Source organism: Serratia sp. B501 (genome assembly GCF_051172315.1).
GTDB lineage: Bacteria > Pseudomonadota > Gammaproteobacteria > Enterobacterales > Enterobacteriaceae > Serratia > Serratia ureilytica.
Map to the genome: position 1 here is coordinate 626,646 of NZ_JBPIZB010000001.1, position 25,526 is coordinate 652,171.

The following is a 25,526-nucleotide window of genomic DNA, read 5'->3' on the forward strand; positions in this document are numbered from 1 at the left end:
ATATATGAAATTAAATATTCCAAGTATTTATTGTAGAGCAGGCAGTCTGCTGTAACACCGCGAGCCCAATCAGAGCAAACCGGGCGCGCGGCTGGTGTACGATCTGGCGGATAACCTGCTGGGCGAACGCAGCCCGCAGAGCGACATCGACGCGCACCTGCCGCTGGTGCCGATCGCCGATAACCGCCTGACGCACTGGCAAAAACTGTTTTACCGTTATGACGCCTGGGGCAACCTGATCAGCCGGCGCAACGGCCTGTACGAACAGCACTACCGCTACGACGCCGACAACCGGCTGGTGCAGGCGCACGGCCGCGGCCCGCAGGGCGAGTTCGAGGCGCAGTATCATTACGACGCGCTGGGCCGCCGCAGCCGCAAGGCGGTGCGCTACAAGGGCAAAACCGAACAGACGACCCGTTTCCTGTGGCAGGGTTATCGGTTGCTGCAGGAGCAGCGCGACGACGGCAGCCGCCGCAGCTGGAGCTACGATCCGGCCAGCCCGTGGAGCCCGCTGGCGGCGCTGGAGCAGGCGGGCGACAGCCGCTCGGCGGATATTTACTGGTATCACACCGATCTGAACAGCGCGCCGCTGGAAGTGACCGACGCGGCGGGCAACCTGTGCTGGTCCGGGCAATACGACACCTTCGGCAAGCTGCAGGGCCAGACGGTGGCCGGCGCGGCGAAGCGGCAGGGCGCGCAATATCAGCAGCCGCTGCGCTACGCCGGGCAATATCAGGACGACGAAAGCGGCCTGCACTACAACCTGTTCCGCTACTACGAACCCGAGGTGGGGCGTTTCACCACGCAGGATCCGATAGGGTTGCGCGGCGGGTTGAACCTGTATAGATATGCTCCAAATCCTTTGGGATGGATAGATCCTCTAGGACTTAGTGGCTTAAATAGCCTTCAGCAACAAATTGATGAGATTCTATTGGAACATCTTCCTGCTATACAGAAGATAGATCCAAACGCAACCGTTGGATATAGAGGTAGTGCTGCAAGTGGAATAAGTAAGTCCCATGATCCTGCGATTGCTAGACCTATTAACATGAATGATTTCGATGTTGATGGATTTATTAAGTCGGATTACTTAGCGAGTTCACCTGAGTTTAGGAACAGACGCCGGGACGCATCTAAGCTTGGGGGGATGAAATCAATAGAGGAGTCTATCGATTCGAAGTTAAGGCAGAAATTCCCAGGGTTAAGAAATGAACCATTTGGGTTTAGGGTGTTCTACACCCATGAGTTAGATGATCTGGCTAGAAAAGGCGACGTCCAAAGAAGGTTAGGGCGTTCCGGATGTTCATGAAATGGAGAGTGGCTGTGAACGAGAATAGGCAATTAGGTATTTTATTATTGGAAGACATTCCATTTGATAAGCTGCTTATTAAGCTGGAAAGGGCGTTTGGTGTTTCACTTCCTTGTGAAGATGATAAGGGGCGCTATGTGGCAAAAGCAGAACTAGATGATTATAATATAGAGGTTATAGATAGAGTTGATAGATTAGGGGATGTTCTTTGTGATGATAATCATGTGATCGACGTGAAAATAAAATCTAATGATTTTTTTAATCCAGACTTTGAGAGAAAAATAAAAAAAATACTAAGAGATGGAGATGTGAAGTGGAAGGATGGAATTTGGACTAAGCTTCATAGGGATGAGGATTATAGAGTCGTCTATCCTGACTCTTAGTGTTCACGTTAACAATGTAACTATTTCTAAATCTGCGTTAGAGCCGACAATTCTCAGTCGGTTCTAAATATCTAGAGTAAAAAAGTATCTAAAAGCAGGTTTGATAATTTTGAAATATCCATCCATAAACATTGATAAATCATTTTATATTACGGTATCTAACATGATTGATTTTAACGCTAGGATTGTGTCTGGTGTTTCCATAGGGAACGTCGTTCTAAATGAAAATATTTCATTATATATTAATGAGATGCAATCCAGATTTAGCGTTAAGATTAAAAATCACTCCCTACCTGACGGGAGTGAGCGAAAGTCATATACAGCCGATAATACCTTATCCGTCATAACTGATAAAGACGGTGTCATTTTGTCACTTGGATGTAATGCTCATTACCAAGGGGGCTACAATGGAATCATATTCCCCGGAATGGAAATAACAGATATAATCAAGCTGACGATATCACAGAAAATATACAATGGTTCAATAGTTATTAATGATGACTTTGGTATTTCGTTTATCCTCCCATGCCCATATGATGAGATTGCCGATGCGATAAACGATATTCCTGGCGGGGTGATAATAAACGAAATTTTCGTATCTGATTTTTCATTCTGGCGTTAGCTTATGGAACATATGAGTGAATTTAGTGAGAATATAATTAAATATGGGGTGGTGATATAATTGTTACTGGCTACATAGATTCGGATACACCACCGGTTTTTCATCCGATGTATGACAGGGTTTACTTTATATCCGGTGAGGTTATATTTGAATTTTACATTGATGATGATGGGGTTGTTAATTCACATTTAGTTGAAAACATCTCTCCGTGGTTTGAAGTAGATGTGGATGATCAATTTTCCATGATGTCAATCTATTCACAAGCTTTTAAAACTGAACGGGAAGTTAAAATAATTGCAGTGAATTATAGTGAAGAACCGTTCTCAGTGTTCATCGTCAGCTATAAAGATGGTGACCATGAAAATTCACTGTATTTAGAGCCAAAGAGTTTTTTTTGCTTTTTGATTTCATAGAAAAAAACCATGGAATGATTAGGAGTTCAATGTGAGCAAGGAATTAAAGCTTGATGTTATGAATAACAAAAATGACTTGATTGAAGGGACTTTTTGCCACTCGCTTTTTGAGAGGTCGTTCTTTGATGAAAAGCTGTTAAGTGACTTAATAAATAATTCAGGGGCATTTTTAAAAGAAAACGAATGTGATAAGGATGTTTTAAATTTGCTATCATGGATTGTCAATGGTGTTGATCAGTGTTTTACATCCCATAATGATGAAAATGACTATTATTTAATTGAAAACTACTCTGTGGCATTGGAAAATAGGTGGGTGCTTTTGTGGCGGTCAAAAATTGATAAAATAATTGGCGGGAAGTAAAATGGATATCAAGAAAATACAAGAGAAATGGGATCATGGTCAGTTAATTGGAGTGGATCTCATCGCAAGTAAAAACAATACAGCAAGAGAGATAAATATTTACTCTGAAGAAAGTGATGGCTTCAAAAATACTTTTAATAAGGAGTATGGCATTTCATATGGGAGTGTTATTTCGTTAAGCTCATTCATTAAGAAACGTGATGATTTGTGGTCTGAAATTCAAATAAACAACAAGGTATTGCTTCCTGATGGTGACGTTTTATTTTGCGGGGAGGGCGAAATGGGGAGTGATGGTTTTATTGTCAGAGCAGATAAGTATAATAAATTGAAATGGTTCATGTACTCTACGACCTCTAACCCATTTCTTGATGTTATAAGGTTAAACGGTCGGCTGCATATAAAGTCCACGTTGGGTTTTTATCTTGACTTCGGTATCGCTGACAATGATATTTTTCTGAAAAATAAATGAGTGATATTTTTCTAATTGACATCATTAGTATTAAGCCTAATAATCAATGAGTTTTTAATTTGATGCAGATTACCAATGATTAACAAATCTAGTCTGGTTGATGGTATCCTTTTTCGAGATGAGAATGACTCGAATGAAACTGTAGTTTTCAATTTTTATACTTGGGTGGAAATGCTTAAAGCGATCATTGTTAAATATGCGCAAAAGTCTGAAAGTGACGCGGAGTTATTGGTTTTATCATCGAGCTTAGTGTGCAAGCCTATCAACAGTTATACGGCTGTCTGTCTCAGGAGCCATGAAATTGAATATCATTGGGCAATGCTGATAGCTTATGGTGAACAGTATTGGCTGAAAGGCGTAGAATCCAAACAGCCTTATGGCTACTTTGACTGGGATGTGCAACATAGGAAAGAACATAACTTAGCAGAGGAAAGCTTTGTTTTTAGCAATTCATGAATCGCGATCCGATAGGGTAAACACCCCTCCAAATGTCCAACGCCTTCCTTATCCTACATCCCCAAACTAAATACCCAATGTGCCGTTAATCAGGGTGCAGCACTGCCCGCCGATCCAGGGCTCGCCGTCAATAAAGCGCACGCTCACGCGGCCATCTCGCTTCAGTTGGGTGCCCTGGCGCACCAGGTAGCCCTGCGCGGTTCGGTCGCCGTCGGGGAAGCGGTTGGCCTTCAGCAAGCGCGCCAGGCAGGCGTTGGCGCTGCCCGTTACCGGATCTTCGATCAAGGCGCCGCATTCCACCATAAATGCGCGCATTTCATAATCTGCCGGTTCGGCCGCGGAACAGGCGCCATAAATCACTACGCCATCCACATCACAGGCGGTTTGCAACCGTTCGATCATGGCCTGATCCGGCATCACCGCCAGGCAAGATTGCGCATCCGGCAGGCGCATCATCAGCCAGCGGATGCCCATGTCGACAATAACCGGCAGGGTATCGGCTTCAATCACCGCCGGCTGTAAAGCGGCCATCAGCCGTTCTGTTTCTTCAACCGCCATCGCGCGAAAACTGACTTCGGGCGCGGCGAACGCCAATGCGCCTTCCGGCAGGATATTGATCGCCACCAGGCCGACGCCACATTCCTGCATCACCGTTCCGGGGCGTTTAGGCGCCAATCCGGCTTCCAGCAGGGCGTGTGCGGTGCCCAGCGTCGGGTGGCCGGCGAAGGGCAGCTCCTTTTCGGTAGTGAAGATGCGCACCTTATAATCCGCCGCAGGGTGCGTCGGTTTAAGCACAAAGGTGGTTTCCGAAAGGTTGGTCCAACGGGCCAATGCCAGCATCTGCGCGTCGTTCAGCCCTTCGGCTTCCAGCACCACCGCCACGGGATTGCCGAGCAGCGGCGTGGCGGTGAAAACGTCCACCTGTTTGTAGGCGCGGGGTGTCACATCATCGCTTCTGAGCATTGGCCATCATCCGTTATCAATAAAACCTGATGATAACGATATTCGCCAATGGCTTCAAAGGGTTGAATTTTGTTTTGGCATACCTGCCCGTCGCCGCCTCAGCCCCGGCTTGGCGAACATCACCAGGTTGCCCAGCAGAATCAGGCACAGCCCCAGCACGGCGTTGAAGTGCCACTGGTAGCCTTCGTAGATCGTCGAGATGGTCAGCGCCACCAGCGGGAACAGCAGGGTGCTGTAAGCCGCCGCGCCGGCGCCGATGCGGCCGAGCAGGCTGAAGTAGGCGGCGAAGGCGATCACCGATCCGAAGACAGCCAGGTACAGCAGGGAGCCGATATAACGGCTGCTGAATTCGATCTGGAACGATGCGCCCTGCGCCAGGGCGATCAGCGCCATCAGCATCGCGCCGTAGGTCATGGCGTAGGTGTTGGTGGAAAAGATATCCAGCCCGCGGCGCTGATGACGCGCGCTGATCATATTGCCCAGCGAGAAGCCGTAGGTGCCGAGCGCGCTCAGACCGATGCCTTTGAGCAGCTCCGGCGCCATGTGGGTGGCGGCCAGGTCTTGCCAGAACAGCGCCACGATGCCGGTCAACCCCAGCAGCGCCGCCGGCAGCAGGTTGGGGCTGGGGCGCTGGCGGAAAAACAGCAGGCTGTTGAGGGCATTGAACAGCACCGCCATCGAGAAGATCACCGATTCCAGCCCGCTGCTGATATAAGCCGCCGCGTGGTAAAAGCAGAAGAAGTTGAAACCGAACACGCAGCAGCCCTGTAGCACGCAGAACAGATGATCGCGGGGGGCGATGCGGCGCAGACGCCGCAGCAACACCAAGACGACGAACATCACCGCGGCGGAAATGGCGAAGCGGTAAGCGATCGAGACAGGAATGGCCACCGGGCCTTCCTGTTGCAGGGTGATCGCAATCCAGGTGGTGCCCCAAATCAGCACCACGGCGAGGTACAACAGCGCATTCATTCTATTCACTCCGAAAAAGCCGATGGCGCAGTATCCGCTTTGGCTTGCGGCCGCGCTTGCAGCGCCTTGCGCCCAGTTGCATATTCTTGCGCTTTTTTTGCCAAAAGCGCGGGGCGGCCGCTGGCATGCCGAGGCGCCACTCTTTACACTGTCGGCATGTCGAACAACGGGGCCGACGATGTCCAACTATCAGGCGTTTGAAACACTGCGTGAGCATAAAGCGCGGTTGCACGGCCGCGTGCTGCTGGGCACCGGCGTGGAGCTGGCCGCCTGGTCCAACTGCAACGATCGCGTCACGCAGGAAAGCGCCGACCACCATACCCTGAGCCTGTACGTCGCCGATGGCTATGAGTGCTACCAGCAGGTGCCGGGCGGCTGGCGCAACGGCGGCGGGCCGGATCGGTTCTGCATCATGCCGCGCCAGTATGCATCTACCTGGGATGTGCGCAGCGATCTGTCGTTCGTGCATCTGTATTGCACCGACGGGCATTTGCGCCGGCTGGCGGAGCAAACCTGGGATCGCAGCCCGGTGGCGATCAACGTAGAGCCGCGCAGCTTTGGCGAAGATCCGCAAATTACGCTGCTGTATCGCCAGTTTTTGCTTAACTGCGACTGGCGGGACAGCGCCAATCTGCTGGCGCTCAGCAGCGCGTCGAACCTGCTGATGTCGCACCTGATCCAACGCTACAGCCAGCTGCAGTGGACGCTGCCGACGGCGCGCGGCGGCCTGGCCCCCGCGGTAGCCAGGCGGGTGCGGGAATATATCGCAAGCCATCTCGATCGGCCGCTGCTGCTGGCCGATCTGGCGGCGCAGGCCGGATTGAGCGAGTACCACTTCGCCCGCATGTTCAAGCACGCCACCGGCCTGGCGCCGCACCAGTTCGTGATGCGTGCGCGGCTGCAACGGGCGGAACAGCTGTTGCGGCATAGCCAACAGCCGATCACCGAGATCGCACTGGCGTGCGGCTTCAGCTCCGCCAGCCATTTCAGCAACCGCTTCAAGGCGGCCTATGGATTTGCTCCGCTGCAGGTGCGGCAGGGGCGCTAACCGGAAGGGAGTGCAAGCATGGATCAACAATTTGCGAGCCTGGGCGTGTTGTTCGTCGCCGGATTCGGGCCGATCACGCGTGAGAGCGACGCGAGCAAGGCGTTTTATGTCGAGGCGCTGGGGTTGCCGCTTAAGCCGATGCCGGGCAACGAGAGCTATCTGCTGGCCGAGCAGGGCGCGCTGAACGGGGTGAAACACTTCGCCCTGTGGCCGCTGGCGCAGGCGGCGCAGTCCTGTTTTGGCGACGATCGCTGGCCGGCGGATCTCGCGGCGCCGCAGGCGTGGATCGAATTTGACGTGGCCGACATGGCGATAGCCACCCAAGGGCTAATCGATCGCGGTTATCGGCTGCTGGTCGCCAACCGTGAAGAGCCGTGGGGGCAAAGCGTTACCCGGTTGCTCAGCCCGGAAGGGTTGCTGGTTGGCGTCACCTATACGCCCTGGCTGCGTTAAACGCCGCGCCGTTCGCCGCCGTTTCCCTGCGGCGGGCGGCTTAAGAACAAATTCGCATTAGCTTAAAGCTATCTGCGCTATAGACCTACCGAATCCCCGAGCTATCCCTCATCCTGAAAACAGTAATCCCGTTCATTGCGTAAAAACCAGGGGTCAGAACGCGCTATTGCCACGCCATTTCACGGCGATTTTTCACCCTCTTTTGGCGTCGTCAGGTGCCTGATGGGAATAGAGATTATTCTTATATTTCCGCTAACCGTTAAGAAATAATAATGATTCTCGTTTTCAACCACGGAAAGGAGAAGGAACGATGAAAACAGTGAAGCGAACGGGCATCGCGTTGGCGATAGCCCTGACTTTCCCCCTGGCATTGCCTGCCGCTACGGCGGCGCAAACCTCCCTGACAAACAGTAAGGCGGCGACGATGACGGAAAAACACGGGCAGTTTATTGCGGTTGGTAAAGTGGTGCAGGTGACCTTTGGCGATTTCGCCTTCAAGCTGGATTTTACCGATGACAAGACCATGACCTTCACCGGCATCGGCGAGGCGTCGCAGGGCATCACCGATACCGTGCAGTACACCGCGGTGGAAATTCGACCGAAGGTCTACATGGTCTACTGGCATGAGCCGCAGTCCGGCGACAACGTGACGCATATCGAGGACTTCGAGCGCGGCGAAGTGTACACCAACATCGCCGCCAAGGACGGCAGCTTTACCCATCTGAAAGGGCAGCTGAAAATCGTAGGTCACTCAGGAAACTAAGGAGCAGTTATGAAAAAGGCATTGATCACCTGTGCGATCGTCGGCGGCCTGCTGGCGAGTTACCCGGCGCTGTCAACGGATCAGGCGGCGTCTTACAAATCGGCCGGCAAGGGCGGTTATCATCATGCTCAGCAAAAGCTGAAGGTGGTGGAAGATCTGTACGCGGGTTTCTTCAACCGCCATGACATCGGCGTGGCGCGGAAGCTGATTGTGGAAAACTACAAGCAGCATAACCCGTTCGTCGGCGACGGCATCAAGCCGTTCCTCGATTTCTTCAGCCAGACCTTCAAAGACAACCCGCAGTACAGCGCTAAAATATACCGCAGCGCGGTCAACGGCGACCTGGTCTACGTTCACGTCAAATATCAAAATAACCCGCAGGATCGCGGCACCGCCAGCGTGGATATTTATCGGGTGAACGATCAGGGGAAAATCACCGAGCATTGGGACGTCAATCAGGATGTGCCGGAAAAATCGGCCAACGACAACACCATGTTCTGATGCAAAAGGGCCGCTGCGGCGGCCCTCTACGCGCCTGCAACACTTTATTTACTTACATAAATACCAAACGCTCATCGCGTCGAGTAGGCTACGGCCGCCTTTGGCAGTGGCGGCACGGTTGATGGGCGTCATTGTCCCGCCACTGCTTGAGGCGCTTCCCTCGCATTCCCCGCTATCCCGCGCGTTTAGGCTGCACTTTTTTGAACTGATGGCGCAGCTGCAGCGCATTGAACAGCACCAATACCGCCGTCACGGCGAACACCCAACGGAACCCCATCATCGCCGAAATGCCCGAACCCAGCAGCGGGCCGACCACGTTGCCCAGATACATAAATGACTGGTTATAGCCGAAGATGCGCCCGGTCACCTGATCGGAGGAATACTTCAGCAGCAGCGCCTGCACCGCCGGCATCAGCGCGCCATCGGCGAAGCCCAGCAGAAAACGCAGAATGCCCAGCTGCAGCGGCGTATTCACCCAGGCCATCACGGCGAACAGGCCGGTGGTGAACAGCAGCGCGGCGATCAGAATGCGCGCGGTGCCGATGCGATCGCCGAGCCGGCCGAGGCGCGGCGCGGAGATCAGCGCCGCGATGCCGGGCACGGCGGCGATCATGCCGCTGACGAAGGCGATATTGCTGACGTTGCCCGACAGTTCGCGAATGAACAGCGTCAGGATCGGGCTGATGGAGGAGTTGGCCAGCTGAATCATCAGGGTGCAAACGAACAGGGTGACGATCAGCGCCGGATAGGGCAGCGACCGGAATACCGCCTTGCCGCTCAGCTGATCCGCTTTTTTCACCGTGATGCGCCGCTCTTTAATCAGGAACAGCGTCACCAGGAAACTGACGAACATCAGCCCGGAAGTGACGAAAAACACCACCCGCAGCCCCAGATGGTCGGCCATCAGCCCGCCCAGCAGCGGCCCGGCGATCACGCCGGAGATCTGCCCGGTCGAGAGCGTGCCCAGCGCCCAGCCGCTTTTATCGCGCGGCGCCTGCGAGGCGACCAGCGCCATGGCGTTGGGAATATAGCCGGACGTCAGCCCCATCAGGGCGCGCAGCGCGAACAGCTGCCACACGTTAGTGGCCAGCCCCTGCAGCGCGATGACGATCGCCATGCCCAGCGAAGCGCGCAGCAGCATCAGCTTACGGCCTTTGCGGTCGGCCAGGCTGCCCCACAGCGGCGACACCACCGCCGAGACCAAAAAGGTGCCGCTGAATACCAGCCCGGACCACAGGCTGAGGGATTGATGATCGCTGACGCCAAGTTGTTCGACGTACAGCGGCAGAAAAGGGAGGATTTGGCTCATCGCCAGCCCGGTGAAGAAACACCCGAGCCAGACCGAGATCAGATTGACTTTCCACGCTTCCATCGGCTTATCGTACCACGTTGAATGAGGAGGGATTTGTTAAGCAAAATAATAATAACACTGCGAATTAGTCAGCGAGGGGGCAAATGCGTGAGCAAACGTAACCCTGCCAGCTGCAGTGTCTTTTTGCTATATATTAATAGCTATATTATCATAGATAAATGGGTTAAGCCAGAAGCGCGCGGTGGCCGAACGGGGCGCCATTGACTGCGCGATCCGGCGATGTGGAAGTAGGGACAAACTGAACGTTATCGACTGATGCCAATGAAAAAAGATCATCCTGAAGACGTGACGCTGCTGCGCACGCAGTTAATGTCGCTGGTGCGCCGCATGCGGCGCGAGTCGCGCAGCGACGAAAAATCCTGGGCCCAGTTGATGCTGTTGGGGGCTATCGATCGCCATGGCGGCGAGGCGACGCCGTCGTTGCTGGCGGAGTCGGAGCGTATGCGCTCCTCAAACCTGGCGGCCGCGTTGCGCGAGCTGGAAGCCGATGGGCTGCTGGTGCGCACACCGGATGCCGAAGACAAACGCCGGGTGCGGGTGCGGCTGACGTCCGCCGGGCTGGGTTTGCTGCAGCAAAGCCGCGTCCGACGCGAGGCGTGGTTGCTGGCGGCGATGGAAAGCTGTCTGTCCGAGCGGGAGCAGGCGCTGTTGCTCGAAGCGGGGGTGCTGATGGCGCGGCTGGCGGCGGCGCCGTCTGCGGAAGCGGACTGATTGCAGGGGCGGCCTGAGTTGCCCCCCAGCGGCGAGATTACGGCATCGGCCAATCGACCGGCATGGTGCTGACCACGTCCACGTAGCGATCCCAGGCCGATGACCAGAATTGGGCGAAGGCTTCGAGGGTGAAGTGAATGCCCATCAGGCCCATCACGAACCAGCAGGCGGTAAACAGGCCCAGGCTGCTGAACATGAACGCCATGCCATTGCGGCTGGTTTTACGGCAAACGACGTTTAACTGGCTGGCGAAGAACATCATCACGGCGCTCAGCAACTCCCAGCGCATCATGATTAAACCGGTGGCAATGGTACTCATCGAACTCGATCCTATGTAACAAAAAGCCGCATCCGGCAGGGCGCCGACAGGAAAATGCGGAGGAGAATAACGGTAATAGTGTGATAAGGATCACATTGTAGCATTGAGAGGAACGGCGGCTCAATGGGGCGCGCGGTGAAAAAATCGCCGCCGGTAACATTCCAATATGCTGAAACAGTTATGCCATTTCATTAGCAACCTTTTCATGGGGCGTCGCGCCCGATAACGCTATGCTTGCCGGCTTTTCAGTTCCCTGATTTTGCGGGGAAATGTGACGCAAAAGGTATCGGCTCCGCATGGCCCTGTTAAAAGAAAAAATTCGCGACCACTCCGCGGAAGAGATGCTGTTTATCCGCCGGGCGGCCGTGGCGCTGGCGCTGGTGGTGGTCTGTTTCGGCGCGCTGGTCGTCAACCTCTACCGGCTGCAAATTCGCCAGCACGGCTTTTACCAGACGCGCTCCAACCAGAATGACATCAAGATGTTGCCGATCGCCCCGAGCCGCGGGCTGATCTTCGATCGCAACGGCATTCCGCTGGTACGAAACGTGACGCTGTATCGCATCGAGATCACGCCCAGCAAAATCACCGACATGGCCGCGCTGCTGCAGGCGTTGACGCCGATCGTCGATCTGACGCCGGAAGATATCAGCGCGTTTCGCGACGACATGCACCACAACAGCCGCTACAAGCCGATAACGCTAAAAGCGGGGCTGAACGACACCGAGGTGGCGCGTTTCGCCGTCAATCAATACCGTTTCGACGGGGTGACTATCGATACCTATCAGCAGCGCGAATATCCTTACGGCGCGCAGCTGGCGCACGTGCTGGGCTATGTGTCGAAGATCAACGACAGCGATCTCAAGCGCTTGGACAAGGCCGGGTTGAGCGAGAACTATGCCGCCGATCGCAACATCGGCAAACAGGGCATCGAGGCCTATTACGAGTCCGAGCTGCACGGCACCACCGGCTATCAGGAGGTGGAGGTGGATAACCACGGGCGGGTGATCCGCTTGCTGAAGGAGCAGCCGCCGCAGGCCGGCAAAAACATCTACCTGACGCTGGATCTGCCGCTGCAGCAGTACATCGAATCGGTGCTGAAGGGGCAACGCGCCGCGGTGGTGGTGGAAGATCCGCGCGACGGCGGCATTCTGGCGATGGTCTCCAGCCCCAGTTACGATCCCAATCCCTTCGTCAAAGGCATCGGCTATCAGGCCTATAAGGCGCTGCTCCGCAACCCGGATCTGCCGCTCATCAACCGCGTCACCCAGGGGTTGTACCCGCCGGCGTCGACGGTGAAGCCCTACATGGCGGTTTCGGCGCTGTTTGCCGGGGTGATCACGCCTACCACCACCTTTTTCGGCGCGCCGACCTGGACGCTGCCCGGCACCGAGCGGCGCTATCGCGACTGGCTGAAGACCGGTCACGGCATGCTCAACGTCACCAAAGCGATAGAAGAGTCCGCCGATACCTTCTTTTATCAGGTGGCGTATGAGATGGGCATCGATCGCATTCACCATTGGCTGAGCCAGTTTGGTTACGGCCAGTCGACCGGCATCGATCTGAACGAAGAGTACCGCGGCGTGCTGCCAAGCCGCGACTGGAAGCTGAAGGTGCACAAAAAAGTCTGGTATCAGGGGGATACGGTATCGGTCGGCATCGGCCAGGGATATTGGGTGGCGACGCCTATTCAGATGGTGAAAGCGCTGACTACGCTGATCAACAACGGTAAGGTGAAAACGCCGCACCTGCTGTATTCGCTGCAGCAGGGCAACCGGGTCACGCGTTATCAGCCGCCGACGCAGGCGCTGCAGATTGGCGATCCCCGTTCGCCTTACTGGGGCATTGTGCGCAACGGCATGTACGGCATGGCCAACCTGCCGAACGGCACCGGATACAAGCTGTTCCATACCGCGCCGTACCAGATTGCCGCTAAATCCGGCACCTCGCAGGTGTTCAGCCTGAAGCAAAACCAGACTTACAACGCCAAAATGATTCCGGTGCGGCTGCGCGATCACATCTTTTATACGCTGTTCGCCCCCTACAAAAACCCCCGGGTGGCGATGGCGCTGATCCTGGAAAACGGCGGCGGCGACGGCGTGGTGGCGGGGCCGACCGCGCGCGCGATCCTCGACCACATTTTCGATCCGGCCAACGCGCCGCAGCCCGGCGACGCGGCGCAAACTAAACCGCAGTTAAACGACAGTGCGGATGTGCAACGGTGATGCGGTTTGTTTTTACTTTCTTACAAACTGCAATCTCCTGACCATTTCCGGCAAGGTAGACTGAAATAACACGATAAACCGAATAAAAACGCAGGGTTAACACAACAGTGGCGCCATCGACCAAAAAGAGCGGTAAAACCTATTCCACAGTTCGCTTCGGCTGGATTTGCGCCGGCATGCTGGTCTGTTTTTTTCTGTTGGCGTTCAGGGTCGGTTACCTGCAACTGCTGGAACACCAGCAGTTGGCGAACCAGGCAGATCAGCGCTCGATTCGCACCCAGGTAGTGCCGACCAACCGCGCCATGATCACCGATCGCAACAATGAGGCGCTGGCGGTCAGCGTGTCGTCGAAAGACATCGTGCTGGATCCGAAGCATATTCTCGATACCCAGACCGATACCGGCAACGAACGCTGGCAGAGCATGGCCAACGTGCTGAAGATCCCGCTGGCGGACGTGCAGCATCTGATCCAGAGCAACGCGCACAAACGCTTTGTCTACCTGGCGCGCAAGGTGGAGGACGACAACGCCGCTTATATCAGCAAACTGCACCTGACCGGCGTCAGCACCGAGCAGGATTTCAGCCGTTTCTATCCGATGGGCCAGGACGCGGCCGGACTGATCGGCATCGTCGGCCAGGACAATCAGGGGCTGGAGGGCATCGAGCTGGGCTTCAACCCGTTGCTGCAGGGTAAAAACGGCCTGCGGGTCTACCAGAAGGACGGCAGCGGTGCGGTGATCGGCGTGATTAAAAGCGTGGATCCGGTTCCACCGCCGAATGTGACGCTCAGCATCGACAAATTTATCCAGTATGTGCTCTATGCGCAGATCCGCGACGGCGTGGTGGCTAACCAGGCCGACTCCGGCTGCGCGGTGCTGGTGAAAATCGACACCGGCGAAATCCTCGGCATGGCCAGCTACCCGTCGTTCAACCCGAACAACTATGGCAGCACGCCGGCGAAAGATATCCGCAACGTGTGCAGCAGCGATAGCTTCGAACCGGGTTCGACGGTGAAACCGGTCGTGGTGATGGTGGGGCTGGAACATAAGCTGATTCGGCCGGATACCGTGTTGGACACCACGCCGTATCGGGTGAACGGTCACCTGATCAAGGACGTCGGCCACTGGTCGAAGCTGACCATCACCGGCGTGCTGCAAAAATCGAGCGACATCGCGGTATCGCACATTGCGCTGGCGCTACCTGCCACCGTGCTGCCGGCGGTCTACCGCAGCTTTGGCCTGGGGCGGCCGACCGAGCTTGGCATCGGCAACGAGAGCAGCGGCTACCTGCCGCAGCATCGCGAGCGCTGGGCCGATATCGAACGCGCCACGTTTTCCTTCGGCTATGGGCTGCGCGTGACGCCGCTGCAAATGGCGCGCGAGTATGCCGCGATCGGTTCCTTCGGCATTTATCGGCCGCTGTCGATCACTAAGGTGACGCCGCCGGTGATGGGGCAACGCATTTTGCCGGCCGATACGGTCAGGTCCGTGGTGCATATGATGGAAAGCGACGCCTTGCCGGGCGGCAGCGGGGTGAGTGCTGCGGTGCCCGGCTACCGTTTGGCGATCAAAACCGGTACCGCCGAGAAAATGGGCCCCAGCGGCAAATACGACGGCGGCTATATCAACTATACCGCCGGCGTGGCGCCGGCCAGCGATCCGCAGGTGGCGCTGGTGGTGATGGTCAACAACCCGAAAGCCGGCAAGCACTTCGGCGGCTCGGTAGCCGGGCCGGTGTTCGGCAAGATCATGGCCCAGGTGCTGGAGCACATGAATATCCTGCCGGATGCCCAGCCGCTCAATGTGGTGTCGTCGGTTAAAGGGTGAGGATTTAAGCGGGAAGTGAGTGGGTCAGAAAATGTCTGACCCACGCTTCAATACAACGAGTTTGACTTACGCGTTATTTCCCTTGAGTTGCCCACCATTTCGCTACGCAAGCATTGGGTGCCTGAATAGTTTTACCTTCTTTGGTGATGTAAGGTACCGGTGAGTAGATTCTTGAGCAGTAGCCTGCCGGGCGTTCGGTAGCATTAACGGTGAGAGGGAGGCTAACGGTGGTGGCTAAAATCGCTGTGAGCAGCATCAGATTTGATAACTTCATCATTCTTCCTTAATTAATGAAAATAGAGTCCCATGCTTGCCGTTACACGACGAGCGCTAATGAGAGTATTAATTTGTTGGCATAACGTCTACGGCAGATTTCATTATGGATGCGCCCTGATTCATTGATTGATATTTATATTGAATATTTATATCAACATCTAAAAACAACATTTATTTTCTATTTTCCCGAACGCAATTGCTGTCTTTCATTGAAATAAATGTTCCAACAAGCGGTTAGCTGGGCTCAAGGTAATGCTTCAGCGCCTGCAGATCGGCGTTCACCAGCCCGGCGTCGCGGGCGAACAGCGCATCGTCCATATCCGGCTGGCGGAACAGAGTGAAGATCACCTCGGTGCCGCGCCGGTTGGCGAGCGCGCGCAGCGGCACGTAGACCACACCGCCGTCCGGCAGCGTCACCCAATGATCCAGCACGCCGAAGGCATTTGGCGCGCTGAAGCGAATGTGGATCCGCCCCTGCGGGGTGTCCGCCACCCAGTCTTCATCTTCTCGCCGCAAGCTGTTGGCTAACCCTTTGGCCCACAAGGGGAAGTTTTCCGGCTGGCTGAGAAAGGCATACACCTCGTCACAAGGGCGGTTGATGGTAACATGCAGCGTTTGTGCGCTCAGCATCGTGATTTCTCCGATTGGCGGCGATACTTCAGTGTAGATCCCGCCGCGCTTAGAAGTAGTAACCGATGTTCACGTTGGTGCGAAAATACCATTTATTGCTGCCGGGGGACTGGGTGCCGGTCCAACCGGTGGCGTTTTCTACGCCGCCCCACGGGTTGGCGTTCTGCGCCCAGGTCAGATCCACCCACAGCATCACCGGCATGGCGAACACTTGTACCCCCAGCGTGTTCATTTTAGAGTCGGAGCCGCCGTGCCTGTCCTTCCAGAGCACGCTGTAATCGTTATAGAACCGCAGCTTTTTCACCGGCCCCCAGGGCACGTCGACGTCGCGCGCCAGGTTGATGGCGGCGGTGGTGGCCTGCGACGGGATCAGATAGGCCGGCGTCAGGCCGTTGCCCCCCATCAGGATCACCGAATTGTTGGCCCCGGCCGGGCCTTTGGCGTCGTAACCGTAGCGGATCACCTGGCCGGACAGATGCCAGGGATCGTAATTCACCAGCGTATGTAAGCCTGCCGCCCAGAAGCTGCCGTTATCGCCGGTCGCCTGGTTGTAGAGCCGCGAGGCCGCCAGCGAACCGCCGAGCTCATTGTTCCAGCCGCCCTGATGGAAAGCGCGCGTCAGCCGCAGGTTTACCTGATCGCGTTTTTCGTTGCGCTGCAGGTGCTGTGACGCGTAGTTGGTGTTTTTCAGATCGTCGTAGCTGGCGACGTCGGGGGCGTAACGCACGCCGGTCGGCATCATGCGCGGGTAGTAGGCGGCGTCGAAGGCCCAATCGTCATGCTGGTATTGGTATTTGGCGCCCAGCCCGGTGTTGACGCCAAAGCCGAGGTAAAACGGAATGCCGTACGACCAGCCGAACTGCGGGTAGGGCATCAGGCCGAACGGTTTGAACGGCGCGCCGAGCTGCACGGCGGAATGCTCAGACAGATGGTAGCCGACATAGGCGCGGTCGATGGCGTATTTGCGCCGATCCTGAAACCAGAATCCGCTATCGAAAAACGCGTCGTTTACCTGGCCGGCGGCATCGATGCGAAAGGCGTCAAAGCGTAAATGCGGAGGATTCCGATAATTGCTGCTGTGCCAGTCTTCATAGCGATAATTGGCGCGCAGTGCGCCGCCGATATCAATATTCTTTTTATTATCCTCGCTTTGCCAATGAATATGTGGAAATGCCGGACGGCTTTTTTGTACCGGCGCCGCGGTGGCGGCAACGTCGTTGGACAATGCGGCGACGGTTGCATAACTCACTGGTGAAACAAGGAAAAAACAAAGCGTAATCTTGCGCATGCCAGGCCCCTGAAGAAAGTAGACTGTTTATTAAGGCGAGCGAGTTTCACCTGTGAACAGGGTGCTTACGCTCATCGGTTTTATATTTGAGACGATTTTATCGAGCGTTTCATATATTAAATTTAGCGCCGGTTAATATATGAAACTTTGTTTCTTTTTTAATGGGAAAACTATAAATCCGGTATTAAACAAGTCAAGAAGTAAAAATGAGAGTTGACGGGCAATACCGATTATTGGGTTGTTTTGGTCGGCGGGGGCGGCACACAGCAGGCTGAAATATTAGTGTCATCAATGCTCGTTAGACTCGCGGCATCCTGGTATTACTGACTAAAAATCATGAACATAAAACTGACACTGGGCCGCAGGGTAAAATCTGCGGCGGCACTGCCGCGCGCGTTTGGCTTCGGCAAAAGTATGGGGTTATTAAGCGGCGTAATTTGCGTTATCGCGCTATTTTCTCTGCTGCAATTGTTTTCCACCGTATTTATTTCCAATATTCTGCGCGACGCCAAGATTAACCTGGTGACGGGCGACGCCTTGCATCGCCAGCAGGCGGCGATGGATCGCGCCAGGCTGTCGCTGCTGACGGCCAGCGATACCCTGAACCGTGCGGGCATTTACTATCTGCAGGATAAAGCCACCGGCTCCGACGGCAGCTGGCATAGCCTGCTGGATGAATCGCTGGCGGCGTTGCAGGCTTCAGAGCAGGCCTTCGCCCGGTTTGAGCGTCTGAGCGAGACGGCGCCCGAGGCCGCTGACGCCCTGAAAGGCAGTTATCGCCTGTTCTATGACGGTTTGAAGGAGCAGGCGCAAGGGCTGCAACGCAGCGACAGCATCGATGCGTTTTTCGCCGTGCCGATCCAGGCTTTTCAGGCGGATTTCAACGAGAAGTATCTTGCTTATCAGGCGCTGAACGAACGACGCGGCGATGACGTCAACGTGCGGCAATTGGCGGCGCTGGAGCAGGCCAAAACCTATGCGCTCGGCGCGCTCGCGGCGTTGGCGCTGATCGCCTTGGGCGTGTGGTTCGGCGTTGCTCGTTGGGTGATCGCACCGTTGCAAAGGGCGATCGCCCATCTCAACGTGCTGGCCGCCGGCGATCTTTCGCGGCCGTTGCCGCCTGAACGGGCGGTTAACCGCGAAATGCGTCAGTTGCAAACCAGCATTGGCCACATGCAAAACGGCCTGCAGCGGCTGGTGAGTGAGGTGCGCGATGCGGCGAGCGGGATCCTGAACGGCGTCGGGCGGCTGGCGGACGGCAATCGACAGTTGACGGCGCAGTCGGCGAAGCAGGACGGCGAATTGCAGTTGGCGACCGAGCACGTGCAGCAGTTGGCGGCGCGGGTGGAAGAAAACGGCCAATACGCGCAGCTGGCCAATCAACGCACCGAACAGGCCAGGCAGTGCGCCGGCGCCGGTGAAAAGATGATGCAAACCGTCAACGTCTCGATGCAAGGGATCGTCAACCAATCGGCCGAGATGCGCGGCATTGTGGCGCTGATCGACAGCGTGGCGTTTCAGACCAATATTCTGGCGCTGAATGCGGCGATCGAGGCCGCGCACGCCGGCGTTCACGGCCGCGGTTTCGCCATTGTCGCTAAAGAAGTGGGCCTGCTGGCGCAGAAGAGCAGCCATTCTACGCGCGATATTCAGCAGCTGATCAACCGCTCGTTGCAGCAAATCGATCAGGGTTCGCAAGCGGTGGATCTGCTGGCGGGCAATTTGCGTCAAATTATCGATCTGGTGAACACGTTTAGCGCACTGATGGGGGAGATCTCGCTGGCGTCGCTCAATCAGGGGGAGAGCATTCAGGACGTGACGGCGCGCATCGCCGGGCTGAATCAGGTGGCGCGGCAAACCGGCGCCGTGGTGAACGCGGTGACTGAGGCTTCGCAGTTGCTGCAGGACGAATCGGAACGATTGGAAAAAGCGATGGCGCGTTTCAGGCTGCCGGCGCAATAAATAACCCTGGCGCAGGTTAATGAATAATAAAGCCGCGCTTAACGTTATTTATTTAGGTTCGCTCCCTGAGGAATTTCAGCGGAGTAAATAAAAGCAGGCCGGCGCGTATGGATTAAAAAAGTGTCGGCCTGCGGAGGTTATTTTTGGCGGGAGAATTAACGGCTGGTCTGGTGGCCGATGATGCCGCCCAGCGCTGCGCCGCCGAGGGTGCCCAGCGTGCTGCCGTCGGTCAATACCGCGCCGCCCACGGCGCCGACGCCCGCACCGATCGCCGTGTTGCGATCGCGATTGGACATATGCCCACATGCGGTAACGGAAAGCGTCGCCATTACCACCACCAACACACCCGCGGCACGTTTAATATTCATAATGAGTTCCTGGTAAATTGGCTAATTAATGGATTAAAAATAATCCGATTAACTCGCCGGTAGAAGTTGGGATGAATGTATTCCTCCGAAAGAAAATCGAACAGGTAAAAATTCTTAATTTTGGCGCGGTGAAAAGCGATCGCTCGCCGAATGTGCGGCCGTCGGCAAAACCGTTCGGCTATACTGGGAAGACGCCTCACGAGGGGCGGGGCGCACACGCTGGAGGCCGCCATGTCCGAGCTCGTTTCCGCATCCGGCAAACCGGTGAAAATTCCCGGCCCGGACCATCCGATTACGCTGACCCGCCATCCGACGCGGGTCGTGGTGCGCGGCGCCGGCCAAATCCTGGCCGACAGCCGTCATGTGCTCATCTTGCAGGAAGCCAACTATCCGCCGGTGTTTTACTTTCCGCGTGAGGATGTGAATATGCGGCTGCTGCATAAAAGCACGCATGTGAGCTACTGCCCTTATAAGGGCGACTGCAGTTATTTCTCCCTCACGCTGAACGGCCCACAGGGGGACAATGTGGCCTGGAGCTATGAAATGCCTTACAACGCCGTGGTGGCGATCAAGGATCATCTGGCATTTTATCCCGACAAAGTCACGGCGATCCGTACCGAAGCCTGAGCCGCCGCCGCCTTCGGGCGGGGGCAGGTTGACATTCCACTTATCCCTACTCATTATGTGTATTACCGGAAATTGATACGCTTTCCTTATGTTTCAATCCGACATAAGCGAAACTCTGAGCAGGTGCCAAGGTGTCTACCTCTACGCGATTTGCCGTTGCCATCCATATTCTGACCAACATCACGCTGTGTCGCGGCCAGACGGTGCGTTCCGAAGATATCGCCCGCAGCGTCAACACCAATCCGACGGTGGTGCGGCGCATTCTCGGGGCGTTGGCGGAGGCGGGGCTGACCTATTCGCAGATGGGGCAAGGCGGCGGGGCGCTGTTGGCGCGGCCGGCGGAAGCGATTTCTTTGCTGGACGTGTATCGCGCGGTGGAGGATCAACCTTATTTCACGCTGCATCGCTCCCGGCCTAACGAGGCGTGCTATATCGGCCACGCCATTACCCCGGTGCTGGAGCAAGAGTTTGCGCGCGTCGGCCACGCGCTGGAAGCCAGCCTGGCACAGACCAGCATCGCCGAAATGGCCGGGCAGGTCGAGCTGCGCGCCGGCTATCCCTTCGTCCCTTGTTCACCGCAATATCAAGCAGATACGCAATAAAAAATCACGCCAAACCCCGTTCCGCGCAGAGCATTTTTTGCATTGCGTTAATGTAATTGTGTAAGTTACATTAGCTCGCATCAAGTGTGATGTAGCTCACGTTTTAGACTGCCTCCCCACGATAATCGACCGTTTGGCCGGAAACCTTTTCTTCCGGCGCAGATTCGCTGTGCTTATAAACCAGGAGAGAACGATGTTAGAAATGATTGAAAGCTTGGCCACCGTGGTGGTCCTGGTGCCGGTAATGGTGGCCGTCTTGCTCGGCGCGATTTACGGCCTGGGTGAAGTGTTCAACGTCTTTTCCGCTATCGGCCGCAAAAACGGCTGAGTCAGTGTGCCAGGGGGCGATTGTTGCCCTCCGGCTCCCTCGCATTTCTCTTCTCTCTGATTGCTTCCTGGTGTAAGTCCCCATCTAATCCCGAAAAAGCCGCCCGCTCAGCGTATCGATAAACACCCGCAGTTTCGGCGTCAGGTGTTTGCTGGAAGGCCACAGGACTTTAAAGCTGCCGCTGTGGCGGCAATGCTCGCGCAATATCTGCTGCAATCGTCCCTGTTCCAGCGCACGCTTTACGGCAAAATCCGGCAAACAGGCGATGCCCTGGCCGCTTTCCGCCAGATAAATCAGGGTATCGACGGTGTTGCAAACCAACCGGTGCGCCAGCGTCTCGATTCGCTTTTCCCAGCCTTCAAGCGGCCAGGGTTCCACTTTGCCGGTAGAGGGGAATTTGTATAACAGACCGGCATGTCCATGCAGATCCGCCGGTTGAAGCGGGATCCCGGCACGATGCAGGTAATCGGGCGCGGCCACCAACTGCAGATGAAACGTGCCCAACTGGCGGCTCATCAGGCGTGAGTCCTCGGTTTCGCCTACCCGAATTACGGCGTCAAAACCTTCTTCTACGACATCGACCCGACGGTCGGAAAAATCGGCTTCCAGCTCAATATCGGGATAGTTCCGGACAAATTCCGCCAATACCGGATTTAACAGGCCTCCCACCAGCGGCAGACTGACGGGCAGTTTGCCGCGCGGCGCGCTATGCGTATCACTGATATCCCGTTCCGCCGCCGCCATCTCCTCCAGAATACGCTGACACCGCAGCAGAAACCGCCGCCCCTCGGCGGTTAGCGTCATGCTGCGGGTGCTGCGGTGAAACAGACGCACGCCCAGTCGGTTCTCCAGGCGGGCGATGCTTTTCCCCACCGCCGAGGCCGAGATGCCGAGCACGCGGCCGGCGTCAACGAAGCTGAGAGTTTCAGCGGCCTGCACGAAGGCGCTCACGCCGGCTAAGTTATCCATCGTTTGTCCTATTGCGGACGTTAATGTCCGTTATGAAGGGAAATCTAGCCTGTTTTTCCGCTAATCGCCAGGCCCTATGCTCGGTGACTACAGCATGGGCTGATTATCTGGAGCAATGACGATGAGTGCATATGGGCATACCGCGGGCGTGATAGACCGGGCGATCGATAACGCGCTGGCGGAAAAACGGCTGGTTGGCGCAGTGGTTTTGGTGGCGCAGGGGGGCGATACGTTTTATCGCCGCGCGGCGGGGCTGGCGGATCGCGAAGCCGGCCGGCCGATGGCGTTCAATACGCTGTTCCGTCTGGCTTCGGTATCCAAACCGATCGTGTCCACGGCGGCGCTGGCATTGATGGCGCAAGGCCGTATGCAGCTGGAAGATCCCATCACCCGTTGGCTGCCGCATTTTCGTCCGCGGCTGGCGGATGGCACCACGCCGTTGATGACGCTACGGCATCTCATGACCCACACCGCCGGACTAAGCTACCGTTTTTTCCAGCCGGAAGGGGGATTCTACGCCCAATCGGCGGTCTCCGACGGCATGGATGAGGCGTCTGTCAGCCTGCAGGAGAACGTGCGGCGTATTGCCTGCGCCCCTCTGCTGGCTCCGCCCGGCGCGGCGTGGCGCTATTCCATCGCGACCGATGTCCTGGGCGCGGCGATCGAACAGGCGAGCGGCCTGCCGCTGGCGCAGGCAGTAAAAAAATGGGTGACCGGGCCGCTGGCGATGACGGATACCGATTTCCTGGCGGTGGATCCTGCACGTTTGGCGGCCGCTTACGCCGATCATCCCGGCGAGCCGCGCCGCCTGCGCCAACCGGATCATTTACCCTTTATCGATGGCAGCGCCGGTTTTCATCTGTCGCCGGCGCGAGCGTTGGATCCGTTGGCTTACGCCTCAGGCGGCGCCGGCATGGTCGGCTCGGCCGAGGATTTCCTGCGCCTGCTGGAAGCGTTGCGCCAGGGAGGAACGCCGGTGCTGCCAACCGATTGGGTGACGGCGTTCACCAGCAACCAGATCGGTGATTTGTCGATGCCGTTTTGGCCGGGGCGCGGTTTCGGCCTCGGCATTACCGTACTGAAAGACCCCATCGCCGCGCAAACGCGGGAGTCCGTGGGGACCTGGCGCATGGGCGGCACCTATGGCCATTCCTGGTTCGTCGATCCTGTCCGGCAGCTCAGCGTCGTCGCGTTTACCAACACGGCGCTGGAGGGCATGTCCGGCGCCTTTGTCGGCGAGATTTGTCAGGCGGTCTATGCCGCGACGGGAGCGATGCAATGCGCCTGATGCCGCCGATTTTCTTTATCGCGCTGGGGTTGTTCGGCGTCTACTGCATCGAGTTCGGCGTGGTGGGCATTTTGCCGCAGATCATCGCACGGTATGGCATCTCCACGGCGCAGGCCGGCTGGCTGGTCGGGATCTTCGCCCTGACCATCGCGCTGCTCGGGCCGCTGTTGGTGCTGTTGGCGTCGCGATTCAATCGCAAACGCATGTTGTTGATCGCGTTGACCGTGTTCGCGGCGGCCAGCGCGCTGTCCGCTCAGACGGACAGCTTCACCATGCTCATGCTGCTGCGCATTGTGCCGGCGTTGTTTCATCCGATCTATTTTTCGCTGGCCATGGTGGCGGCCGCGGCGCTTTATCCCCCGCATCAGGCCACCAAAGCAACCGCCTATGCGTTCATCGGCACCAGCATGGGCATGGTGTTGGGGATACCGTTGACGAAATGGATCGCCGGGCAGTTCAGCTATGAAGCCTCGTTCCGGTTCTGTGCCTGGGTCAATCTCCTGGCAGCGGCGGGATTGCTGATGCGGTTGCCCGACGTCGCCGTTCAGCGCCTCAGTTATGGCAAACAGCTGACGATCCTGCGCAGCGGGACGCTGTGGCTGAATATCATCACCTGCGTGCTGATCTTTGCCGCCATGTTCGCCGTCTATGCTTACGCGGCTGAATATCTCAGCCGTGAAATCGGCCTCAGCGGCGGCGCCATCGGCTTTCTTCTGGTGGCGTTCGGCGTGGGCGGAGTCGCGGGCAACCTGTTGGCCGGCAAGGGGTTGAGCCGCCATCGAGCGCTGACGGTGCTGCTGCACCCGCTAGCCTTGATTGCGGCTTATGCGCTGCTGTATCACTACGGCAGCGCGAATATCGGTTCGATGACAGCGCTTTGTCTGTATTGGGGAGCGGCGCACACCAGCGGTTTGATCGTGACGCAGATCTGGCTGACATCCGAAGCCCCCCAGGCGCCGGCGTTCGCCACCGGGCTGTATATCGCCTTTATCAATCTGGGCGTGGCGCTGGGCTCGCTGGCGGGCGGCTGGTTCATCACCGCGTGGGGGCTACAGGGCAGCCTGCTGTGCGGAGCCTTATTCGCCGCGCTGGCGGTGATTACGATCGCCGCCAGGCTGCGGTTGCAGCGGCAGGCTACCGTTGCGTTGCGTCGATCATCGCCATCACCTGCCGAAACATCGCGCTTTCCGCATCGGCCAGCTCGTTGACCAGCGTAAAGTGATTGCAGTGGCGGTCGGCCAGCAGGTGGACGTCGAGACCGCGCGCCAGGCAGGCGTCATAATAGGCCTGCGTCTGGTTTTTGAAGCCTTGCGTTTCGCGGTGGCCGACGTCGAGCAGGATTTGCGGCGCATGCGCTCTCGCCGGCAGCAAAAACAGCGGGCTGAGAGTTTGCGCCTGTTCGGGCGTCAGGTGCAGCCAGTCGTTGATGTAGATATCGCACAGCGGGCGCAGATCGTAGAGGCCGCTCAGCGCCAGCGCGCCTTTGATTGCATCGGGCGGCAGGCGATAGCGTTGCTGCCAGCCGTCGGCGATCAGCATGCCGCACAGGTGGCCGCCGGCCGAACTGCCGCTGACGAAAATGCGCGCCGGATCGATGCCGAACGGCGCCCCGTGATGATAAAGCCAGGCGACGGCGCTGCGCACCTCATGCACGATCTCCGCCAGCGTCGCTTCCGGCGCCAGCGTATATTCCAGCGTGGCGACCGCCACACCGCGGCGGGCGAACGCGGCGGCCATCGAGCAGGCTTCCTCTTTGCGCTGTGAATGCCAGTAGCCGCCATGAATAAAGATCAGCAGCGGGGCGGGTTGTGCGCTGGCCGGGAACAGATCGAGACGCTCGGCGGCGCTCATGCCGTAGCGCAGATCGTAAATGCCCGGCGTCTGCGCTTTGGCGCGCTGCGCCAGCGCGGCATAGTCCGCCATGCAGGCGTCAAAATCCTCCACCGAAGCGCGGGCGTTGTATTGCGCGGCGCGGGCGCTCAGGTCTTCAAACGTCAGATCGATGTTCATGCGTTTCTCCGGATT

At 56.8% G+C, this 25,526-nt stretch carries 29 protein-coding genes and 1 pseudogene; 20 read left to right on the forward strand and 10 right to left on the reverse strand.

Features of this window, described 5'->3' with window-relative positions; all coding sequences use genetic code 11:
- Positions 1-55: 55 nt before the first annotated feature.
- From ACSBQV_RS03220 to ACSBQV_RS03250, 7 genes and pseudogenes are all read left to right on the forward strand, one after another.
- Positions 56-1,309, forward strand: a pseudogene (locus ACSBQV_RS03220) (RHS repeat domain-containing protein); the annotation flags it as partial.
- 14 nt (positions 1,310-1,323) lie between these two features.
- Positions 1,324-1,692 carry a hypothetical protein gene (locus ACSBQV_RS03225; protein ID WP_197783095.1) on the forward strand — a complete coding sequence of 123 codons (369 nt, stop codon included), beginning with the start codon at positions 1,324-1,326 and terminating at the stop codon, positions 1,690-1,692.
- A gap of 163 nt (positions 1,693-1,855) precedes the next feature.
- Complete coding sequence (locus ACSBQV_RS03230; RefSeq protein WP_072270938.1) at positions 1,856-2,314, forward strand: hypothetical protein; 459 nt, start codon at positions 1,856-1,858, stop codon at positions 2,312-2,314.
- Positions 2,315-2,421: 107 nt separating this feature from the next.
- Positions 2,422-2,727: a hypothetical protein gene (locus ACSBQV_RS03235; protein ID WP_241900240.1), complete on the forward strand. Its 306-nt coding sequence runs from the start codon at positions 2,422-2,424 to the stop codon at positions 2,725-2,727.
- A gap of 31 nt (positions 2,728-2,758) precedes the next feature.
- Positions 2,759-3,088 carry a hypothetical protein gene (locus ACSBQV_RS03240; RefSeq protein WP_016927797.1) on the forward strand — a complete coding sequence of 110 codons (330 nt, stop codon included), beginning with the start codon at positions 2,759-2,761 and terminating at the stop codon, positions 3,086-3,088.
- 1 nt (position 3,089) lies between these two features.
- Positions 3,090-3,557, forward strand: a complete 468-nt coding sequence (locus ACSBQV_RS03245) for a hypothetical protein (protein ID WP_099782994.1) — start codon at positions 3,090-3,092, stop codon at positions 3,555-3,557.
- 75 nt (positions 3,558-3,632) lie between these two features.
- The gene (locus ACSBQV_RS03250; RefSeq protein WP_099782996.1) at positions 3,633-4,013 is read left to right on the forward strand and encodes a hypothetical protein; all 381 of its coding nucleotides are present in this window, start codon (positions 3,633-3,635) and stop codon (positions 4,011-4,013) included.
- 66 nt (positions 4,014-4,079) lie between these two features.
- Here ACSBQV_RS03250 and ACSBQV_RS03255 read toward each other — a convergent pair whose 3' ends face one another.
- Both ACSBQV_RS03255 and ACSBQV_RS03260 read right to left on the reverse strand, forming a co-directional pair.
- On the reverse strand, positions 4,080-4,976 hold the full coding sequence (locus ACSBQV_RS03255) for a PhzF family phenazine biosynthesis protein (protein ID WP_089194727.1): 897 nt from the start codon (positions 4,974-4,976) through the stop codon (positions 4,080-4,082).
- A 54-nt stretch (positions 4,977-5,030) separates the two neighbouring features.
- A complete protein-coding gene (locus ACSBQV_RS03260) occupies positions 5,031-5,948 on the reverse strand; it encodes a DMT family transporter (protein ID WP_099782998.1) in 918 nt (305 codons plus the stop codon).
- A 178-nt stretch (positions 5,949-6,126) separates the two neighbouring features.
- Between ACSBQV_RS03260 and ACSBQV_RS03265 the strand changes: the two genes are divergently transcribed.
- The 4 genes from ACSBQV_RS03265 to ACSBQV_RS03280 all read left to right on the forward strand — a co-directional run bounded on the left by ACSBQV_RS03265 (position 6,127) and on the right by ACSBQV_RS03280 (position 8,713).
- Positions 6,127-6,996, forward strand: a complete 870-nt coding sequence (locus tag ACSBQV_RS03265) for a helix-turn-helix domain-containing protein (protein ID WP_099783000.1) — start codon at positions 6,127-6,129, stop codon at positions 6,994-6,996.
- An 18-nt stretch (positions 6,997-7,014) separates the two neighbouring features.
- Positions 7,015-7,449, forward strand: coding sequence for a glyoxalase (locus ACSBQV_RS03270; protein WP_099783002.1), 435 nt, complete (start codon positions 7,015-7,017; stop codon positions 7,447-7,449).
- 310 nt (positions 7,450-7,759) lie between these two features.
- The gene (locus ACSBQV_RS03275) at positions 7,760-8,212 is read left to right on the forward strand and encodes a MoaF-related domain-containing protein (RefSeq protein WP_099783007.1); all 453 of its coding nucleotides are present in this window, start codon (positions 7,760-7,762) and stop codon (positions 8,210-8,212) included.
- Between the two features lie 9 nt (positions 8,213-8,221).
- On the forward strand, positions 8,222-8,713 hold the full coding sequence (locus ACSBQV_RS03280) for a nuclear transport factor 2 family protein (protein WP_033643018.1): 492 nt from the start codon (positions 8,222-8,224) through the stop codon (positions 8,711-8,713).
- Between the two features lie 172 nt (positions 8,714-8,885).
- On the opposite strand, the gene ACSBQV_RS03285 is transcribed toward ACSBQV_RS03280, so the two are convergent.
- A complete protein-coding gene (locus ACSBQV_RS03285) occupies positions 8,886-10,085 on the reverse strand; it encodes a multidrug efflux MFS transporter (RefSeq protein ID WP_033650443.1) in 1,200 nt (399 codons plus the stop codon).
- 261 nt (positions 10,086-10,346) lie between these two features.
- Here ACSBQV_RS03285 and ACSBQV_RS03290 point away from each other — a divergent pair, with 261 nt between their 5' ends.
- A complete protein-coding gene (locus tag ACSBQV_RS03290) occupies positions 10,347-10,796 on the forward strand; it encodes a MarR family winged helix-turn-helix transcriptional regulator (RefSeq protein WP_099783009.1) in 450 nt (149 codons plus the stop codon).
- Positions 10,797-10,833: 37 nt separating this feature from the next.
- Here the strand turns inward: ACSBQV_RS03290 and ACSBQV_RS03295 are convergent, their stop codons facing one another.
- Positions 10,834-11,115, reverse strand: coding sequence for a YjcB family protein (locus tag ACSBQV_RS03295; protein WP_046898399.1), 282 nt, complete (start codon positions 11,113-11,115; stop codon positions 10,834-10,836).
- Positions 11,116-11,411: 296 nt separating this feature from the next.
- On the opposite strand from ACSBQV_RS03295, the gene mrdA reads away from it, so the two are divergent.
- Positions 11,412-13,337 (forward strand): penicillin-binding protein 2, encoded by a 1,926-nt coding sequence (gene mrdA / locus ACSBQV_RS03300; protein WP_162997223.1) that lies wholly within the window; start codon positions 11,412-11,414, stop codon positions 13,335-13,337.
- A 107-nt stretch (positions 13,338-13,444) separates the two neighbouring features.
- A complete protein-coding gene (locus ACSBQV_RS03305) occupies positions 13,445-15,163 on the forward strand; it encodes a penicillin-binding transpeptidase domain-containing protein (RefSeq protein WP_033643023.1) in 1,719 nt (572 codons plus the stop codon).
- Between the two features lie 73 nt (positions 15,164-15,236).
- On the opposite strand, the gene ACSBQV_RS03310 is transcribed toward ACSBQV_RS03305, so the two are convergent.
- The 3 genes from ACSBQV_RS03310 to ACSBQV_RS03320 form a co-directional block, all read right to left on the reverse strand.
- Positions 15,237-15,437, reverse strand: coding sequence for a hypothetical protein (locus tag ACSBQV_RS03310; protein WP_071605288.1), 201 nt, complete (start codon positions 15,435-15,437; stop codon positions 15,237-15,239).
- A gap of 236 nt (positions 15,438-15,673) precedes the next feature.
- The gene (locus ACSBQV_RS03315) at positions 15,674-16,069 is read right to left on the reverse strand and encodes a polyketide cyclase (protein ID WP_060439980.1); all 396 of its coding nucleotides are present in this window, start codon (positions 16,067-16,069) and stop codon (positions 15,674-15,676) included.
- Between the two features lie 49 nt (positions 16,070-16,118).
- Entirely contained in the window at positions 16,119-17,357 is a 1,239-nt protein-coding gene (locus ACSBQV_RS03320; RefSeq protein WP_099783011.1) for a hypothetical protein, read from the reverse strand.
- Positions 17,358-17,771: 414 nt separating this feature from the next.
- Here ACSBQV_RS03320 and ACSBQV_RS03325 point away from each other — a divergent pair, with 414 nt between their 5' ends.
- Positions 17,772-19,319 (forward strand): methyl-accepting chemotaxis protein, encoded by a 1,548-nt coding sequence (locus ACSBQV_RS03325; RefSeq protein ID WP_210403943.1) that lies wholly within the window; start codon positions 17,772-17,774, stop codon positions 19,317-19,319.
- 155 nt (positions 19,320-19,474) lie between these two features.
- Here the strand turns inward: ACSBQV_RS03325 and osmB are convergent, their stop codons facing one another.
- On the reverse strand, positions 19,475-19,687 hold the full coding sequence (gene osmB, locus ACSBQV_RS03330) for an osmotically-inducible lipoprotein OsmB (RefSeq protein WP_004940700.1): 213 nt from the start codon (positions 19,685-19,687) through the stop codon (positions 19,475-19,477).
- A 231-nt stretch (positions 19,688-19,918) separates the two neighbouring features.
- On the opposite strand from osmB, the gene ACSBQV_RS03335 reads away from it, so the two are divergent.
- The 3 genes from ACSBQV_RS03335 to ACSBQV_RS03345 all read left to right on the forward strand — a co-directional run bounded on the left by ACSBQV_RS03335 (position 19,919) and on the right by ACSBQV_RS03345 (position 21,244).
- The gene (locus ACSBQV_RS03335) at positions 19,919-20,314 is read left to right on the forward strand and encodes a DUF427 domain-containing protein (protein WP_099783015.1); all 396 of its coding nucleotides are present in this window, start codon (positions 19,919-19,921) and stop codon (positions 20,312-20,314) included.
- Between the two features lie 131 nt (positions 20,315-20,445).
- On the forward strand, positions 20,446-20,916 hold the full coding sequence (locus ACSBQV_RS03340) for an Rrf2 family transcriptional regulator (protein WP_099783017.1): 471 nt from the start codon (positions 20,446-20,448) through the stop codon (positions 20,914-20,916).
- A 193-nt stretch (positions 20,917-21,109) separates the two neighbouring features.
- A complete protein-coding gene (locus ACSBQV_RS03345; protein ID WP_033643027.1) occupies positions 21,110-21,244 on the forward strand; it encodes an AcrZ family multidrug efflux pump-associated protein in 135 nt (44 codons plus the stop codon).
- 84 nt (positions 21,245-21,328) lie between these two features.
- Here the strand turns inward: ACSBQV_RS03345 and ACSBQV_RS03350 are convergent, their stop codons facing one another.
- Positions 21,329-22,213, reverse strand: coding sequence for a LysR family transcriptional regulator (locus ACSBQV_RS03350; protein ID WP_099783019.1), 885 nt, complete (start codon positions 22,211-22,213; stop codon positions 21,329-21,331).
- Positions 22,214-22,334: 121 nt separating this feature from the next.
- Between ACSBQV_RS03350 and ACSBQV_RS03355 the strand changes: the two genes are divergently transcribed.
- Together ACSBQV_RS03355 and ACSBQV_RS03360 are read left to right on the forward strand one after the other, a co-directional pair.
- The gene (locus tag ACSBQV_RS03355) at positions 22,335-23,501 is read left to right on the forward strand and encodes a serine hydrolase domain-containing protein (protein WP_099783021.1); all 1,167 of its coding nucleotides are present in this window, start codon (positions 22,335-22,337) and stop codon (positions 23,499-23,501) included.
- A complete protein-coding gene (locus ACSBQV_RS03360) occupies positions 23,492-24,709 on the forward strand; it encodes an MFS transporter (RefSeq protein WP_099783023.1) in 1,218 nt (405 codons plus the stop codon). Before ACSBQV_RS03355 ends, ACSBQV_RS03360 begins: the two co-directional genes overlap by 10 nt.
- Here the strand turns inward: ACSBQV_RS03360 and ACSBQV_RS03365 are convergent.
- The gene (locus ACSBQV_RS03365) at positions 24,636-25,511 is read right to left on the reverse strand and encodes an alpha/beta hydrolase (protein WP_099783025.1); all 876 of its coding nucleotides are present in this window, start codon (positions 25,509-25,511) and stop codon (positions 24,636-24,638) included. The genes ACSBQV_RS03360 and ACSBQV_RS03365 overlap by 74 nt on opposite strands.
- Between the last annotated feature and the right edge of the window lie 15 nt (positions 25,512-25,526).

What these genes read in the sequence shown, in the direction of transcription:
- ACSBQV_RS03295 (WP_046898399.1), bottom strand. Translation starts at nt 11,115, where the DNA reads ATGAGTACCATTGCCACCGGTTTAATCATGATGCGCTGGGAGTTGCTG.
- osmB (WP_004940700.1), bottom strand. Translation starts at nt 19,687, where the DNA reads ATGAATATTAAACGTGCCGCGGGTGTGTTGGTGGTGGTAATGGCGACG.
- ACSBQV_RS03310 (WP_071605288.1), bottom strand. Translation starts at nt 15,437, where the DNA reads ATGAAGTTATCAAATCTGATGCTGCTCACAGCGATTTTAGCCACCACC.
- ACSBQV_RS03290 (WP_099783009.1), top strand. Translation starts at nt 10,347, where the DNA reads ATGAAAAAAGATCATCCTGAAGACGTGACGCTGCTGCGCACGCAGTTA.
- ACSBQV_RS03320 (WP_099783011.1), bottom strand. Translation starts at nt 17,357, where the DNA reads ATGCGCAAGATTACGCTTTGTTTTTTCCTTGTTTCACCAGTGAGTTAT.
- ACSBQV_RS03280 (WP_033643018.1), top strand. Translation starts at nt 8,222, where the DNA reads ATGAAAAAGGCATTGATCACCTGTGCGATCGTCGGCGGCCTGCTGGCG.
- ACSBQV_RS03350 (WP_099783019.1), bottom strand. Translation starts at nt 22,213, where the DNA reads ATGGATAACTTAGCCGGCGTGAGCGCCTTCGTGCAGGCCGCTGAAACT.
- ACSBQV_RS03285 (WP_033650443.1), bottom strand. Translation starts at nt 10,085, where the DNA reads ATGGAAGCGTGGAAAGTCAATCTGATCTCGGTCTGGCTCGGGTGTTTC.
- ACSBQV_RS03245 (WP_099782994.1), top strand. Translation starts at nt 3,090, where the DNA reads ATGGATATCAAGAAAATACAAGAGAAATGGGATCATGGTCAGTTAATT.
- ACSBQV_RS03250 (WP_099782996.1), top strand. Translation starts at nt 3,633, where the DNA reads ATGATTAACAAATCTAGTCTGGTTGATGGTATCCTTTTTCGAGATGAG.
- ACSBQV_RS03360 (WP_099783023.1), top strand. Translation starts at nt 23,492, where the DNA reads ATGCGCCTGATGCCGCCGATTTTCTTTATCGCGCTGGGGTTGTTCGGC.
- ACSBQV_RS03230 (WP_072270938.1), top strand. Translation starts at nt 1,856, where the DNA reads ATGATTGATTTTAACGCTAGGATTGTGTCTGGTGTTTCCATAGGGAAC.
- ACSBQV_RS03255 (WP_089194727.1), bottom strand. Translation starts at nt 4,976, where the DNA reads ATGCTCAGAAGCGATGATGTGACACCCCGCGCCTACAAACAGGTGGAC.
- ACSBQV_RS03315 (WP_060439980.1), bottom strand. Translation starts at nt 16,069, where the DNA reads ATGCTGAGCGCACAAACGCTGCATGTTACCATCAACCGCCCTTGTGAC.
- ACSBQV_RS03275 (WP_099783007.1), top strand. Translation starts at nt 7,760, where the DNA reads ATGAAAACAGTGAAGCGAACGGGCATCGCGTTGGCGATAGCCCTGACT.
- ACSBQV_RS03235 (WP_241900240.1), top strand. Translation starts at nt 2,422, where the DNA reads ATGTATGACAGGGTTTACTTTATATCCGGTGAGGTTATATTTGAATTT.
- ACSBQV_RS03365 (WP_099783025.1), bottom strand. Translation starts at nt 25,511, where the DNA reads ATGAACATCGATCTGACGTTTGAAGACCTGAGCGCCCGCGCCGCGCAA.
- mrdA (WP_162997223.1), top strand. Translation starts at nt 11,412, where the DNA reads ATGGCCCTGTTAAAAGAAAAAATTCGCGACCACTCCGCGGAAGAGATG.
- ACSBQV_RS03325 (WP_210403943.1), top strand. Translation starts at nt 17,772, where the DNA reads ATGGGGTTATTAAGCGGCGTAATTTGCGTTATCGCGCTATTTTCTCTG.
- ACSBQV_RS03265 (WP_099783000.1), top strand. Translation starts at nt 6,127, where the DNA reads ATGTCCAACTATCAGGCGTTTGAAACACTGCGTGAGCATAAAGCGCGG.
- ACSBQV_RS03345 (WP_033643027.1), top strand. Translation starts at nt 21,110, where the DNA reads ATGTTAGAAATGATTGAAAGCTTGGCCACCGTGGTGGTCCTGGTGCCG.
- ACSBQV_RS03355 (WP_099783021.1), top strand. Translation starts at nt 22,335, where the DNA reads ATGAGTGCATATGGGCATACCGCGGGCGTGATAGACCGGGCGATCGAT.
- ACSBQV_RS03335 (WP_099783015.1), top strand. Translation starts at nt 19,919, where the DNA reads ATGTCCGAGCTCGTTTCCGCATCCGGCAAACCGGTGAAAATTCCCGGC.
- ACSBQV_RS03270 (WP_099783002.1), top strand. Translation starts at nt 7,015, where the DNA reads ATGGATCAACAATTTGCGAGCCTGGGCGTGTTGTTCGTCGCCGGATTC.
- ACSBQV_RS03260 (WP_099782998.1), bottom strand. Translation starts at nt 5,948, where the DNA reads ATGAATGCGCTGTTGTACCTCGCCGTGGTGCTGATTTGGGGCACCACC.